Origin of the sequence: Nocardia uniformis NBRC 13702 (assembly GCF_001613345.1) — a bacterium.
Taxonomy (GTDB): domain Bacteria; phylum Actinomycetota; class Actinomycetes; order Mycobacteriales; family Mycobacteriaceae; genus Nocardia; species Nocardia uniformis.
The window spans coordinates 1-15981 of sequence record NZ_BDCE01000089.1 but is presented as its reverse complement, the minus strand read 5'-3'; the positions used below and the strand labels follow the sequence as shown (position 1 = coordinate 15981).

Sequence of the window (15981 nt, the reverse complement as noted above, 5' to 3'; positions counted from 1 at the left end):
GATCTCCCATCATCTGCTGTCCGGCGCGTGCGCAGGGTTGTCTCGTAGGTGCGGGCAGAATGTCACGATCCGTCGGGTGGCCTTCGGCGGCAAGCCGATTCGTGGAAGAACCCAGGTAGGTCGCAGGTATCAGCTTCGGGCGTGCGCGGCACGATGTAGGGGGCGATGCAGGCGAGTTTCTCGCAGGTCTCCTCGTGTTCGCGATCCGGGGTCGAGCCGGCGACGACGCCTGCGCCGGCGCGCAGCCAGCTTCGGCCGTCTCGCTGGTAGACGGCGCGCAATATCAGTGCGGCATCGAGGGTTCCGCTGCTGTCGGCGCGTATGACGGCTCCGCTGTAGAGGCCGCGGGTGCCGGGTTCGAGGTCGCCGATCGCGGCGCAGGCGGCGGCTTTGGGGATACCGGAGGCGGTGACGGCGGGGAAGACGGCGGCGAGGGCATCCCAACAGGTCCGATCGGCGGCCAGGAGGGTTTCGACCCGCGAACCGAGGTGTTGCACGGTGCCACGTTCCTTGATGTCGAGGAATTCGCTGACCCGGGTGGTGCTGCCGACGCTGTCGAGTTCGTCGTAGGCGAGCCGTACGGAGGTGGCGTGTTCGTAGATCTCCTTGGGGTCGGTGAGCAGATCGTCGCGCAGGGCGCGGTCGTGGTCGGCATGGCCGGTGCGGGCGCGAGTACCGGCCAGCGGCTGGGTCGTGACCAGCCCGGTGGCGTCGGCTTCGAGGACGGTTTCCGGGCTGACCCCGGCGGCCTGCCAGCCACCGAGATCCAGCAGGAACGAGCGGGCCGGGGTGTTGGCCCGGCGGACCGTGGCGTAGGTGGCCGGCATGTCCACCGCGAACGGGAGGTCCACCCGACGGGACATGATCACCTTGTGGAACTCGCCGTCGTGGATCCGGTCCAGGGCGTGCCGCACGCGCTGTAGGTAGGCGGTGTCGACCTCGTCCACCGGCACCGGTGTGGGAATTGTAGTGGCGGTGACGATTCCGGTGAGATCGAGATCGAACGCGGTGCCGTAGCTGCGGCTGTGCACGGTGGTTTCGGTGATCTCGAATTCGACGCCGGGCACGATGAAGTGCGCGAGGACGTCATCGGGAGCGGCGGTGTCCGGGCGGTAGAGCTCGAAACACGCCCAGCCGTAGGCCCGCCACTTGGGCACCGGTGCCCGGTCGAGCGCGGCACGGATCTGCGCCCACGGTGTGCCGCTCCAGGATTCGGTGTGGTCGCCGCCGAGGGTGCAATGCAGCCGGTCGGGTCCGACGGTCACCGCGCCGATCGGATTTCCGGCCACAAACCAGCGTCCCGGCTGTTCGTAGACGACGTAGTCGGTGAGCAATCCGGAGGCGGCGATCGCCGCCGCCAAGGTCAGGGGGTCGGAGTTGTGCCGACGCACGGTGTGCACGTAGTGGTCGGCGTCGAGGGCAGTGGTCCGGCTCATCGTGCTTCCGATGCGGTCTCGGCGAAACGTCGGTCGAGGAAGGGCGAGTCAGTTGTGGCTGTGGTGTCGTGGCTGTGAACGCGAGCCGAAAACCGATGGGGCATCACGAAAAGGACGCCCTGATGCGCTGCGGCGCCGCGGTGCGGGACCAGTGCATGAATTGCATCGCGATGTCCTGGCTGATGTCGAAGTATTTGAGGTCCGGGTTCCCGTGGGGTAGGTAATCGGGCCAGAACTGTTCGTGATTGATCCGGTCGATGATCGCCGCCGCGGCGGCCTCGGACGTCAGCTCTCCGCGCTCGACCGCCTGGCAGGTCGTGCGAGCCGTGGTCAACAGGTCTCGCAGTGCTGTGGCCAGTTCGGAGTCACCGCTCTCGAGGGTTCGGAAGGCGCGATCGTCTCGGCTGCCCAGATATCGGGACAGGGCGTGCTCCAGCGCGGCGTCCGAGTAGAAGCTGTAGGTGTGCCACACCCGGACGACCGCGTTCCACAGTGCGTAGTCGCGGAATGCCACGTATGACGAGTAGGCGAGATCGTCGTGCACGTCGAACATGCGCTGCTGTACAGCATCGACGGTGGTGAACCGCTCGGTCGACCAGTCACCGTCGCGTGCCGCCTCGATAAGGCGCCATGCCAGTGCGTTCACGGTCTGGAAGGAGTTCGCGAGTCCACGGGAGAACAGTGCGTCGATGGCTCCGGCGGACTGCGCGGTCAGACAGAACCGGTCACCGACGGTATTGGATGCGGAGTATTGCAGCCGTCCGGTACTCACCCACGGCCGGACGGCCTTGGCGGACCGGAACTGATTCGCGACGGCCGGGAACCGCTCGAGGAAGTCGCTGAACTCCTGTTCCGGCGCGGCACGGTCATCGAAAACCGCCTGCCCGGTCAGTGTGAGCCCCACACTGCACAGCGGGTTCGTGGAACTGTCGTGGTTGTCGAAGGGGATCACCCAGAGCCAACCGCCGTCGAAGACATGGTGCAGCGTGCCGTTGTGCCACCGGCTGGGCTGCTTGTACTGAACTGGCGACACATCGTCGAAAGGCTCGACACCGATCATGTGGGTGAACAGTGAACGCGAGTGGGTGCGGGCTCGGGTCGGTTCCTCACGCAGCCCGAACCGCTCGGCCAGTACGGAGCGGAAGCCGGTCGCGTCTACCAGATACTTCGCATGGAACGTCTCACCGGACGCCGTACGCAACTCGGCTCCGCCGTCCGGATCGATAGCGATGTCATCGATTCGGGTGTTCAGCCGCGGTACCGCACCGTAGCGAACGGCGAGGTTGAATACGTGCGCATCGATGTCTTGGCGAAACCAGTGTGATTCGGCGCGGCGATACTCCGATGCCAGGACAACCTGATTGGCCATATCCGGATCGGGGGACCGGCCCTGCTCGTGGTAGACGAAACCGAAGTTCTGCTTCTGCCCGCACGTCTTGCTCACGTGCTCAGCGGTGTCCTGGAAGTTGGCCAGCGCCGCGAATTCGGGGATGTCATAGCGCTCGGCGAGAATATGCATTGTCGTGGTCGCGTGCGGAATGGTGGATTCGCCGACCACGAAGCGCGGATGCACTCCGGCGTCGATGAGCAGGACGTTGATGTCGTGGCGAGCCAGGATCGTTCCCAGTGTGCTGCCCGCGATCCCGGCTCCGAGGATCGCGACGTCGTATGTGGTGTCGGTCGACGGTGTCATGGGTCGAACTCCTTGTGCTGTGAGGTGAATCGGTAACCGCGGCCGAATCGGTTGGCACCCTGCTGCTCTCGGCCTTTCACACGGTGTGCCTGGCGCGAGTCCATATCGGTTGTCCGCCATGCGAATCAGGGGCGTGCCACCCACGGTTCACCTTGTAATGAAAATCATTGTCGATTACGCTAGCTCATGTTCGCTCGTCACGCCAGTGGGGAGGGATGCCGATGCCGGTCGCGTAGTTCTAGGTAATCGCCTGTACCGCAATCGGTTTCGGTGCGACGGCAGCACCTTCGATGGTGTTGTGGTCGGCGTCTTGTGGTATCCGTGAACGCCGGACAAGGAGCCGTGATGAAGGCTGACGCCGAGGTGTCGCCGCAGGTGGACGAGCAACGAGCAGCGCCCGACCCGATGGTGGAGACGAAACCCGGCAGTGCCCTGTATCGGGTGATCGCACCCGTGCGGCGGCGGTTGGGTCTGGCATTGGCGGTGGCCGCGCTCGGTGCCGTCGCCGGCGTGATCGGGTTGGTCGGAATCGCGCTGGCGCTGTGGGAACTGGTGGAACCCGACCCCGATACCGGCCGGGTGGTGGCGCTGCTGATCATGGCGGCGGTCGGAACCCTCACTCGATTCGCCCTGCGCGCGTGGTCTTTCCGTGAATCACACCTGGCGTCCTTCGAACTGGAGCAGCGGCTGCGGACCGATGTCGCGGCGCATCTGGCCCGGGTCCCGCTCGGCGAGGTGCAGCGCCTGGGTGCGGGCACGGTGAAAAAGGTGGTCCAAGACGATGTTCGCGGATTGCATATCGCCGTCGCGGACTCCGTGCCCCTCGCGGGTTTTATTGTGGCGCAACCGATCGCAGCGCTGATCGCACTGGGATTCGTGGATTGGCGGCTGCTGCTGGCGGTGCTGGCGGTCTTTCCGCTGGTGATGGTCGGGATGATGCTGTCGATGCGGGACTACGCCGAGGTCAGGGCCCGCTACGACGAGGCCAACGAGGCCATCAACGCGGCGGTGGTGGAGTTCGTGCAGGGTATGCCGGTGGTGCGCACCTTCGACGACGGCGCCGGATCCTTCCGGCGCTTCGTCCAGCGCGTTCGGCAGTCCACCGCGGCCACCGCGGCCTGGCAGGACTCCAACCGTGGCGCGATGATCTTCGCCAATCAGGTGATGGCGCCACTGCTCACGCTCACCTTCGCGCTCGCGCTCGGTATCTGGCTGACCTCCACCGGCTCGATGTCACCCGCGGCGCTGGTCGCGGTGGTGCTCATCGGAACATTGCCGGTGGAGTCGGTGCTGCCATTGATCTATCTGATGAATCTGATCAACCAGTCCAAAGCCGGTGCGGCCCGCATTGTCGATCTGCTGGATATCGCGCCACTGCCGGAACCGACGCAGCCCGCCGATCCGGTCGGCGGGTCGATCGTCTTCCGTAGCGTCGGCTTCGCTTACGCGGGCGCGGATCGATCCGCGCTGGCCGGAGTCGATCTCGCTATTCCCAGCGGCACCGTCTGCGCGCTCGTCGGCTCATCCGGGTCGGGCAAGTCGACGATCGCGCGACTGATCCCGCGCTTCTGGGATGTGACCGAGGGGCAGATTCTCGTCGGTGGCGTGGACGTCCGGCAGATCCCGTCCGAGGAACTGCTCCGTCAGGTGAGCCTGGTCTTTCAGGATCCGTTCCTGCTCTCCGACACGGTGGCCGAGAACATTCGGCTCGCACGCCCATCGGCCACCGACGCCGAGGTGGAAGCCGCCGCACGGGCGGCGCAGGCCCACGACTTCATCGTCGCGGAACTGCCGCAGGGATACGACACCCCGGTGGGCGAACGCGGAGCCCGGCTGTCCGGCGGTCAGCGCCAGCGCATCACGATCGCGCGCGCGATGCTCGCCGATGCCCCGATCGTGATTCTCGACGAGGCGACCGCATTCGCCGATCCCGAGAACGAGGCGGCCATTCAGGACGCGGTCGCCGCACTGACCCGGGGACGCACCGTGGTGGTGATCGCCCATCGGCTCTCCACCGTCGTCGACGCCGACCAGATCGTCGTACTGGACGCGGGCCGGGTGGCCGAACACGGTACGCACACAGAGCTTCTCGCGGCCGGGGGACGTTACGCCCGGCTGTGGGAGCACCATCAACGCGCGCGCCAGTGGGGACTGGGTGCCGAAGCGGCCGAGGAGACTGTCCGATGAGAAGGATTGTGCGGCTCATGCTGCTGGCGGCGGGCAGCTATCGCGGCGAGTTCCGCCGCGCGCTGTGGTGTGCGCTGATCGCCGCGATCGCGCAGGCGCTGGCCTACGCTGCGCTGGTCCCGCTGCTGTACGAACTCACCCGGCCCGAGGTGAATGTGGGCGCCGCGTGGGCGTGGTTCGGTGTATTCGCCGCGCTGTACGCCGTGGAGGCCGTATTCCATTACGGGGAACTGAGATTCGAGTTCGGCCGCTGGGCCGACATGCTCTCCGACGCACGTCTGGAACTGGGCGACAAGCTGCGGACCATGCCGCAGGGCGAGCTCGAGCGACGGTCGGCGGGTGACCTGACCATGTTGCTCGGAAGTGCCGTCGCCAATGCGGCGATGAGCGCCTCCACGCTGGCCCTGTGGTTCCTGCGGCTGGTCACGGTGCCCACGGTGCTCGGGGTGGTCGTACTGCTCATCGACTGGCGGCTGGGCCTGGTGCTGGCGCTTTCGGTGCCGTTCGCGGTGTTGTTCGTGCGCCGAATTCAGGGTGTCTCCGGTGTGGGCATGCGCGAGAGCGATGCCGCCGACGCGGCCGCGGCGAACCGCATTGTCGAATACGTGCAGGGGCTGCCGGTGCTGCGCGCCACCGGTCAGGTCGGTGCGTCGTCGCGGCGGTTGGTCGAGACGCTCGAGCGGCAGAACGAGACCATGTCCGCCATGCAGAACCGGTTGACCTGGCCGGGTCTGCTGGCGTCATCGGTGGTCCATCTATGTCTGGTCGCCATGGTGTCCGTGGGCGCGGCGCTGGTGCTCGATCTGCGGATATCGGCCGCGTTGCTGGTCGCTGTGGTCGTCGCCGCCGTACGTTTCGCCGAACCGCTGTCGGCCGTGCCGTCGATGTCCTCGTTGTTCGAGGTCACCGATTCCGCGCTGGAACGGATCGGTGATGTGCTGGCCACACCGCCACTGTCGGTCGGCAATCCGACGGCCGAGATCACCCGGCACGACCTGGAATTCGACAATGTGCATTTCGCCTACCCGGACGGTCCGCAGGTATTGCGCGGAGTGTCGTTCACCGTTCCCTCGCGTTCGCTGACCGCGTTGGTGGGCCCCTCCGGCTCGGGCAAGACGACGGTGACCAAACTGCTCACCCGGTACGCCGACCCGGAACGTGGCAGTGTCCGGATCGGCGGTATCGACCTGCGTGAACTGGATCCGACCGAGATCTACCGGCATATCTCGGTGGTCTTCCAGGACGTGTACCTGTTCGACGACACCATTCGAGCGAATATCGCCATGGCCAAACCCGAGGCGAGCCAGGCGGAGATCGAGTCCGCCGCCAGGGCGGCCAATGCCCACACCTTCATCGAAGGGCTGCCACACGGGTACGACACCCGCGTCGGCGAGATCGGCAATGCCCTCTCCGGCGGGGAACGCCAGCGCATCTCCATCGCCCGGGCGATCCTGAAGGATGCGCCGATCGTTCTGCTGGACGAACCGACCGCCGCGCTCGACGCAGAGAACGAGGTGTACGTCCAGCAGGCCATCGACGCGCTGGTCGCGAAGAAGACAGTGGTGGTGGTGGTGGCGCATCGCCTCTCCACAGTCGTTGCGGCAGACCAGATCCTGGTCCTCGAATCCGGCCAGGTCGTCGAACAGGGCAGGCACGAGGAGTTGATCGCGCGCGACGGTCGCTACAGCGCGATGTGGTCGGCGCAGACCCGGGCACGGCACTGGCGGGTGCCCACGTCGGCGTAGTGCGGCTGCCAGAAGCGTTGGGCGGGAATATCTCTCGTCATTCCGGCGTATTCTTGCCGGGATCCGCACCGGTCACCTGCGCCGATAGTGTGGATTCCGGCCGAAACCACGCCGGAATGACGGGGCTGGTCTCTGTGCGAAGCCAGCTGAACGTGCTGGTGTGGTGTCCACATACTTCCGGGGAGAACTTATCCGTCAGCCAGGCGTGGTTTCGGCCGGGATCCACCACGGGCAGTGTGGATTCCGGCCAAAAGCACGCCGGAATGACGGGCGGAATGACGGGCGGGGGTGCCGCAGGCATTGCTGGACGCCGCACTGCAGCTGCACACCGCACCAGCTAGGTTTCTACCGTTTCGTCGTCTTCGGCGCGTCGCTCGGACCGCGCGCCCCCGATATGGACATCGTCATGATCGGGGACGCGTGGTACTCGGAGTCAGGGCCGCACCGGTAGTCGGCGTAGGCCGCGCAGTCCCATGCCGGGTCGCCAGCGCAGTTCGGTGGGGTCGGTGGCCAGGCGAAGGTCCGGCCAGCGGGCGATGAGGGTGTTGAGGCCGATTCGGCCTTCGGTACGGGCGAGGGCGGCGCCCACACAATTGTGGATGCCGCCGCTGAACCCGAGGTGTGGCCGGGGGTTGCGGTGGATGTCGAAGCGGTGGGGATCGGTGACGTGGGACGGGTCGCGATTGGCCGCGGCGGGAAATACCAGGACCCGGTCACCGGTTCGGATGCGCCGGCCACCGAGTTCGAACGGTTCCACCGCGTAGCGGACCGTCGCCGATTCCACCGGCCCCCAGTAGCGCATGGTCTCTTCCACTGTGGGAGCGGCCAATTCGGGATCGTCGCGCAGCGCGGCCCACTGCGCCGGATGGGTGAGCAGGCTCGCGGTGGCGCTGGCGATCAGGCTGGCCGATGTTTCGAAACCCGCGGCCATGAGCAGACCGATCATGGCCATCAGCTCACTGTTCGACAACGTGTCGTCGCCTGAGGCGGGATGCACCAACCTGCTGACCAGGTCGTCGGCGGGGTTGTCGCGTTTGAGCAGGATGAGATCGCGTGCGTAGCCTTCGAGTTGCGCGCGCAGCTCGGGGTCCGGTGCCGACAGTGGTGTGGACGCGGTCGCCGCCCGCACGGCCAGTACCTCCAGGCCGGGATGCCACGCTTCGGGAAATCCCAGAATCTCACCGAGCGCTGCCAGCGAGAGCGGATAGGCGTAGGTGTGCAGCAGATCCACGGTGCCGTCACCGTCTCGCGCCGCCTTGTCCGCCTGGTCCAGCAGTCGTTCGGCATGCCGGACCACGGTCGGTCGCAAGGCCGTCACCGACCGGGGGGTGAACGCCCGCTGCGCGATTCGCCGCAGCCGGGTGTGCTCCGGCGGATCGGAGAGCAGCATGGTGTTCGGGGCTCCGGGAAGCTGGGCCGCGGCCCTGGCCGCGCGTTGCGCGGGTGAGAGCAGGGTGCGTGGGTCATTGGCCAGCCGAGCATCGCGCAACGCGGCTTCGGCCGCCGCGTAGCCGGTGACCATCCAGAACCCCCTGCCCGGTTGCTCGGGCAGTTCGACCAGGGCGACCGGCGACTGCTCGCGCAGCTCGTCGTAGAGGGTGTGGGCGCGTTCGTGGAAGTCTTCGGCCAGTAGGTCGACCACGATCGGGCGAAGTTCGTCGAGCATGGACTGCGAGCTCCGTTCAGACCGGTGTTGCCTCGATAATCGAATACGACGTGCGCAGGAGCGTCGGGTGTACCGCGGTGATCGCGAAACCGGCTCTGCGGCACAGTTGTTCGTACTCGGAACGGGTGCGTTCCTGCCCGCCCATATTGACCAGCATGCTGATATCGGTGAGATATGGCGCCGGGTCCGTGGTGTCGACCACCTCGGGCAGCACCGATTCCACGATCAGTAGTCGCCCGTGCTCCGGTATCGCCTCGCGGCACCGTTCGAGAATGGTCACGCAGCGTTCGTCGTCCCAGTCGTGCAGGATGTTCTTGAGCACGTAGGCATCGCCATCATCGGGAACGGCGGTGAAGAAGTCTCCGGCATCGATGCGGCAGCGCTGTGCGACGCCGGCGGCGGTGAGTGTCGCCGTGGCCTCGGCGACACCGGTCGGCGAGTCGAACACCACACCGCGCAGAGTGGGTGCGCCGCGCAGGATTTCCGCCAGCACCGTGCCGTCACCACCGCCGATATCGACGACGGTGTGGTGCCGGGAGAAGTCGTAGCTCACCGGTATCAGCTGCGCGATGGGCAGGCTGACCTGTCGCATTGTCGCGTTGAACCGTTCGGACAGTTCTGGATTCATGGCGAGGAAGCCGAAAAAATCGGTGCCGTAGAGCTTTTCGAAGGTCGGCTGCCCGGTGCGGACCGCTTCTTCGGTCTGCTTCCAAGAGTCCAGCAGCGCCGGGTCGGTGAACAGCAATACCGCTGCCGCCTGGGAATCCGGGCGATCCGTGCGCAGCGGCATACCCGCCTCGGCCAATCGGAAGGTGCCGGGCCGGGTTTCGGTAACCAGCTCCAATGCGGCCAGTGCGCGTAACAGCCGGGCGAGTGCGCCGGGATGGGTCCCGGTGGCCTCGGCCAGCTCGGTGTAGCCGCGTTCGCTATCGCCCAAGTGATCGGCGAGCCCGAGTCGAGCGGCGGTGCCGACAACCTGGGAGCAGATCGTACCGAACATCATGTTCATGAGTCGCTGGTGAGCTGCCATGCCTACTTCCTGTTTGTCACCGAAACATGTTCGGCACGTGCGCATTTCGAGCCCACACATCGAGGGGTCGCCTTGACCGCGCTTTGTCGGACGTCGTAGAGTCTAGCATTAATGAAAATGATTGTCGTTTGCTAGTTGTTGGGAATGTGATGCAGGAGCAGCTCCGATCGCCACGCGTACGCACAACGAAAAAGGTCGACTGGGGCAACAGTGTGGGCAGCCTGCGACAGGCTGTCAGTGAGCTGACCGGCGTACCCGTCGAAGAGTTGACCGACACCGCCAACCTGCTCGAGCTGGGGTTGGACTCGGTGACCATCATGCGGATCTCCGGCCTGATGCGACGCACGGGCCATCCGGTGGAATTCCGGGATCTCGTCCGGAACCCGTCTATCGGCTCATGGTGGAAGCTGCTGCACCGCAGCGAATCCGACACCGAGGTGCAACCGCTCGCCGATACCGCCGTGGAACCACTTGTCGTGGATCCATCGGCTCCGTTCCCGCTGGCGGTGATGCAGCATGCCTTCTGGATCGGTCGGACTCGGGCGCACCAACTCGGTGATGTCGCCGCGCACCTCTACGGCGAGTTCGACCACGAGGGCGGTCTCGAGCTGGATCGGCTGGAGAGCGCGGTACGCGCCCTGCTGGTTCGGCATCCGATGTTGCGGGTGGCGATCGACGCCGCGGGTATGCAGCGGGTAACCGAGGATGGGCACCGGCCCGGGCTGGTTGTCCACGATCTACGGGAGTTGCCCGAGCCCGAGCGCGCCCGACGATTGGCGCAGACCCGAGACGCCCTCTCGCATCAGCGCATGGATGTCACGGCGGGCGAGGTATTCGACCTCCAGGTGTCACTGCTGCCCGAGGGCCGCACCAGACTGCACCTGGATCTGGACATGATCGCGGCGGACGCGCTGAGCCTGCGCAACCTTCTCGCCGATCTGACCGCGCTGTATCAGAACGGTCCGTCCGCGCTGCCCGCCCTGGAGTACAGCTACGGGCAATACCTCGCCGACCGCGGTCGTGCCCGGGCCGCGGCTCGGGAACAGGCTCGCGAGTGGTGGCAGTCGCGACTGTCGGAACTGCCCGCGCCGCCGGAACTTCCGCTGCTGACCTCCGAAGCGGCCACCGGTGGCCCGCGGATCGACCGCCGCCACTACTGGTTGTCGCCGGAGCGCACGGCGCTACTGCGCAAGCGCGCACAGCACGCCGGTCTGACCACCGCGAGCGCGCTCGCCACGGTTTTCGCCGAAACTCTCGGCGTCTGGAGTAGCGCCGACCGGTTCCTGCTGAATCTGCCGGTATTCGATCGGGAACCGCTGCACGACGAAGTGGACCGGATGGTCGGGGACTTCTCCAGTTCGGTCCTGCTCGACGTCGACCTGTCCGCGTCGATGTCGGTAACGCAACGGGGACAGGCGATTACCGAGCGGCTGCGGGAAGTCCTGGGGTACGCCGCCTACACCGGCGTCGAGGTGCTGCGGGATCTGAGCCGGGCGGGCGGCGGCGAGCGGGTGCTGGCACCGGTGGTGTACACGAGCGCGCTGAGCCTGGGAGAGCTCTACGCACCCGAGGTCCGGCAGTGCCTCGGGGAACCGTCCTGGACAGTGTCGCAGGGGCCGCAGGTCTGGCTGGACGCGCAGGTCACCGAGTTCAACGGCGGCATCCTGCTCAACTGGGATGCCAGGGTGTCGCTGTTTCCGGCGGGCATGTTGGACGCGATGTTCGATGCCTACGTCGGTTTCGTCGACCTACTGCTCGACGACGAGGGCGCATGGGATCGCGAGGCGCCGTGGCCGGTCGATCCGCCGCGCTTCGACGAGGCCGCCGCCATGCCGGGGCGAGCGGAGCGACGGGGGATTCAGCATCGGATCACGCCGCTGCACCAACGGTTCTTCGCCCGCGCCGTCGCCGATCCGCAGCGGACCGCATTGCTCGCCGATGGCGCGGAAATCTCCTACGGCGAGCTGGCGATGCGGGCGCGCCGGATGGCACGGCTGTTGCAGGATAAGGGGATCGGCCGCGGCGACAGCGTGGCCATCACCTTGCCCAAGGGCGTCGATCAGATGGTGGCGACCCTGGGTGTGCTGGCCGCCGGCGCGACCTATGTGCCATCGGGTATCGATATCCCACCCGCGCGTCGGGAACGGGTCTATCGCATGGCGGGCGCCCGGCTGGTCATTACCGACGAGGCCACCGCGGCGGTCGGGTCGTGGCCCGAGGATATCGATCTCGTATTCCCGGCGCGGTCCCGTACCGCGGACCCGGTGGCCGACATTGTCGAGGTCGACCCCGAAGACGTGATGTATGTGATCTTCACATCGGGCTCCACCGGCCTTCCGAAGGGTGTGGAGGTTTCGCACCGTGCGGTGGCCAATACCGTCGATGCGGTCAACCGCCGGTTCGGGATCGGCGCCGATGATCGCACCATCGCCCTGTCCGCCTTGGACTTCGACCTGTCCGCCTATGACCTGTTCGCCTTCCTGGCCTTCGGCGGCTCCGTGGTGGTGGTCGATGAGGCGCGGCGTCGCGATGCCGCCGCGTGGGCGGAGCTGATCCGGCAGTGGGACGTGACCGTCGTCAGCGCCGTACCCGCGTTGCTGGACATGCTCCTGATCGCCGCTGACGAATCCGGCCTGGGCACGGCGCTGCGGGTGGTCATGCTCGGCGGTGACCGGGTCACCGTCGATCTGCCCGATCGGCTGCGCCGACTCGTTCCCGGGTGCCGGTTCGCCGGTCTCGGCGGTATGACCGAGGCCGCCATCCACGCCACCGTCTGCGAGGTCGATACGGTGGACCCCGACTGGTCGAGCGTGCCGTACGGAATCCCGTTATCGCATGCCCATTGCCGGGTGGTGGACGGCCATGATCGGGATCGCCCGGTATGGGCGCCCGGTGAACTGTGGGTCGCGGGTGGTGGGCTGGCGCACGGCTACCGCGGCGACCCGGCGCGCACCGCCGAGAAGTTCGTCGACCACGACGGGGTTCGCTGGTATCGGACCGGCGACCTGGTGCGGTACCAGCCCGACGGGACACTGGAATTCCTCGGCCGCACCGATCATCAGGTCAAGATTCGCGGGCATCGCATCGAGCTGGGCGAGATCGAGGCGGTACTGGCGAACCATCCGCGGATCACCGCCGCGGCGGCCGCGGTGGTCGAGCACCCGGCCCGGGCACTTGCCGCGGTCGTCGTCGCCGATGCACTGGATGACGGCGATGTCGATGACGCGGCCCTGCGCGACTGGTTGGGTGAGCGGTTGCCCGGCTACATGATTCCCCGCTTCTTCGTCCGCAGGCCGGAACTCCCGATCACCCGCAACGGCAAGATCGACCGCGCTTCCGTCCACGCCGCGCTCACGGCGGCGAACGGAAACGCCACTGCCGGTACAGGTTCCGCGATAGTGAATACCGTCGCGCTGCCGACAGGTCGGCGGGAGCGGATCGCGGCCGAGGCGTGGCGCGCGCTGCTCGGTGTCGATGACATCCGCCGTGACGACGATTTCTTCACCCTCGGCGGTGACAGCCTGCTGGCCACCCGGCTGATTCGGCGTCTCGCCGCAGACGGTGTGGGCGCGGAGCTGGCGCAGCTGTTCACCAATCCCACGCTGGCCGCCTTCGCGGCGACCCTGACATTCGGCACTGTCGCGGCGTCGCCGGTAATCGCGTTCGACCCTCGGGGTCGACATGAGCCGTTTCCCTTGACCGATATCCAGGTGGCCTATTGGTTGGGTCGGTCGCCGGATTTCGATCTCGGTGGTATCGGTGCGCAGCTGTATATCGAGTATGACTGGCCCGACCTGGATGTTGCTCGGTTGGAGGCGGCCTGGAATCGGTTGATCGACCGTCATGCGATGTTGCGTGCGGTGGTCGGTGCCGATGGGATGCAGCGGGTGCTGGAAGATGTTCCCGCGTATCGGATTTCGGTGGTCGAGGGGCCCGTGGAGGTCTGCCGGGAGGAGATGTCGGGTGGGCTGCTCGATGCCGATGTCTGGCCGCTGTTCGATGTGCGGGTTGTTCGAGAGGGCGAGAACGTCCGGGTGTGTGCGGTTTTCGACACGCTCATAGCCGATGGACTGAGTGCGCTGGTGCTACTTGCCGAGTGGCAGCGGCTCTACGCGGACCCGGATATCGAGTTACCGGCGGTGGGGCTCGAATTTCGCGACTATGTGATGAGCTGCGCCCCGTCGGACGAACAGGTCCGGGCGGGTCTGGCGTACTGGCGTTCCCGGTTGGCGGCATTGCCGCCCGGCCCGCAATTGCCATTGCGGGTATTGCCCGCGCAGGCGGGACAGCCGCGATTCCGGCGTCGGGAAGTGCGATTGGACACCGATACGTGGCGTCGGATTGTGGCTCGTGCCCGCGGCTATGGTGTGACGCCGAGTGTTGTGCTGTTGGCCTGTTATACGTGGGTGCTGGGTGGTTGGAGTGCACAGCGCGATCTGACGGTCACCCTGACGCGTTTCGACCGGCGCGAGGTGCATCCCGACATCATGCGGGTGGTGGGCGATTTCAGTTCACTGCTGTTGGTCGCTGACCATCCAGCCGTGGGAGAGGGCTGGTTGGGGCGGGCGCGCCGGTTGCAGGAGCAGCTGTGGAGCGACCTGGATCATCAACAGGTTTCCGCGGTGCGAGTGCTGCGGGAACTCGCCCGGGAGAACGAAGCCCCGGTGGAGCCCATGCCGGTGGTGTTCACCTCGATGCTGGGGGTGGATGACGACCTGGCTTCCTCGGTGCGGTGGCCGGATCATACGCGGACGCAGACTCCGCAGGTGTGGCTGGATCATCAGGTTATCGAACTGCCGGATGGTGTTGTGCTGAGCTGGGATTCGGTGGACGAGTTGTTCCCCGAGGGGATGGTCGACGATATGTTGGCCACCTATCACGACCATGTGTGTCAATTGGCGGACGTCGATTGGGAACGGCCGCTGCCCGACGTGCTGCCGGTACTGCCCGCGCGGCAGCAGACGGTCCGGGACAGGATCAACGACACCGACCGGCCGCAGCCGGGTAACGCGGCGACATCACCCGCCTCGCTCTTACACACTCCGATGTTCGATATCGCGACCTCCGATCCGGAACGGGTGGCAATCATCGACGGCGACACCACTGTCGGTTTCGGTGAGCTGGCCGACCATGCCGGGCGGATCGCCGCGCTGCTGATCGAGCACGGCGTGCGACCCGGCGCGACGGTCGCGGTATCCGCGGCTCGTGGCGCGACACAGGTCGCCGCGCTCTACGGGGTCCTGGCTACCGGTGCCGCCTACGTGCCGATAGCGAAAGATCAACCGACCCAGCGACGTAACGCGATCATCGAACATGCCGGAGTGTCGGTCGTACTCACCGACGACGTCGCCGGGCACCCCGACGGGGTGCGGGTGGTGGCCATAGCGGATGCCGGACGGCAGCGCCGCGCCCCGGTATATCGGGGCGCCGGTACCGATCTCGCGTACGTCATTTTCACATCCGGTTCCACCGGTGTCCCGAAGGGTGTCGAGATTACGCACGGCAGTGCGGTGAACACTCTCGATGATCTGCGGTGCCGCTACGATTTCGGCCCGGATGATCGGGTATTGGCGGTCGCGGCAACAGATTTCGACCTATCGGTATTCGATCTATTCGGTGTGCTCGCCGCCGGCGGCAGTGTGGTGCTGGTCGCCGATGCCGACCGGCGCGATCCTCGTCGGTGGCTCGAACTGACCCGGGCACAGCAGGTCACGCTGTGGAACAGTGTCCCGGCCATGCTCGACATGTTGTTGACCGTGGCCGAGTCGGGACCCGGACTCTCACCGACACTGCGACTGGCCCTGGTCTCCGGCGACTGGGTCGGCCTCGACCTGCCCGGCCGACTCACCGCGCTATCGGAGACCTGCCGTTTGATCGCCCTGGGCGGCGCCACCGAGGCATCGATCTGGTCGAACTTCTTCGAAGTCGAGAACGTGGAATCCGACTGGGTATCGATCCCCTACGGCCGTCCGCTCCATAATCAACGCTTCCGGGTGGTGGACGAGTCGGGCCACGACCGGCCCGACTGGGTGCCGGGGGAGTTACTGATCGGTGGTACCGGGGTGGCCCGCGGTTATCGAGGAGATCCGGAACTCACCGCCGCCAAGTTCTTCGAGGAGGCGGGTGTCCGCTGGTATCGGACAGGAGATCTGGGGCGGTACCGGTCCGATGGGGTCCTCGAATTCCTGGGTCGGGCCGATCGTCAGGTGAAGATTCGTGGACAT

7 protein-coding genes are annotated in these 15981 nt (G+C 66.4%); 3 read left to right on the top strand and 4 right to left on the bottom strand.

Features of this window, described 5'->3' with window-relative positions; all coding sequences use genetic code 11:
* Window positions 1-62: 62 nt before the first annotated feature.
* Window positions 63-1436, bottom strand: coding sequence for a salicylate synthase (locus NU1_RS32550; RefSeq protein ID WP_067527319.1), 1374 nt, complete (start codon window positions 1434-1436; stop codon window positions 63-65).
* 103 nt (window positions 1437-1539) lie between these two features.
* A complete protein-coding gene (locus tag NU1_RS32545) occupies window positions 1540-3129 on the bottom strand; it encodes an NAD(P)/FAD-dependent oxidoreductase (protein ID WP_067527318.1) in 1590 nt (529 codons plus the stop codon).
* Between the two features lie 345 nt (window positions 3130-3474).
* Between NU1_RS32545 and NU1_RS32540 the strand changes: the two genes are divergently transcribed.
* Together NU1_RS32540 and NU1_RS32535 are read left to right on the top strand one after the other, a co-directional pair.
* The gene (locus NU1_RS32540; protein ID WP_084522021.1) at window positions 3475-5316 is read left to right on the top strand and encodes an ABC transporter ATP-binding protein; all 1842 of its coding nucleotides are present in this window, start codon (window positions 3475-3477) and stop codon (window positions 5314-5316) included.
* Complete coding sequence (locus NU1_RS32535; RefSeq protein WP_067527317.1) at window positions 5313-7061, top strand: ABC transporter ATP-binding protein; 1749 nt, start codon at window positions 5313-5315, stop codon at window positions 7059-7061. The genes NU1_RS32540 and NU1_RS32535 overlap by 4 nt, the downstream gene beginning before the upstream one ends.
* A gap of 433 nt (window positions 7062-7494) precedes the next feature.
* On the opposite strand, the gene NU1_RS32525 is transcribed toward NU1_RS32535, so the two are convergent.
* Together NU1_RS32525 and NU1_RS32520 are read right to left on the bottom strand one after the other, a co-directional pair.
* Entirely contained in the window at window positions 7495-8727 is a 1233-nt protein-coding gene (locus NU1_RS32525) for a cytochrome P450 family protein (protein WP_067527315.1), read from the bottom strand.
* Window positions 8728-8743: 16 nt separating this feature from the next.
* Entirely contained in the window at window positions 8744-9757 is a 1014-nt protein-coding gene (locus NU1_RS32520) for a methyltransferase (protein WP_212761168.1), read from the bottom strand.
* A gap of 149 nt (window positions 9758-9906) precedes the next feature.
* Here NU1_RS32520 and NU1_RS32515 point away from each other — a divergent pair.
* The coding region (locus NU1_RS32515) for a non-ribosomal peptide synthetase (RefSeq protein WP_157553332.1) at window positions 9907-15981 on the top strand (6075 nt) is incomplete at its 3' end.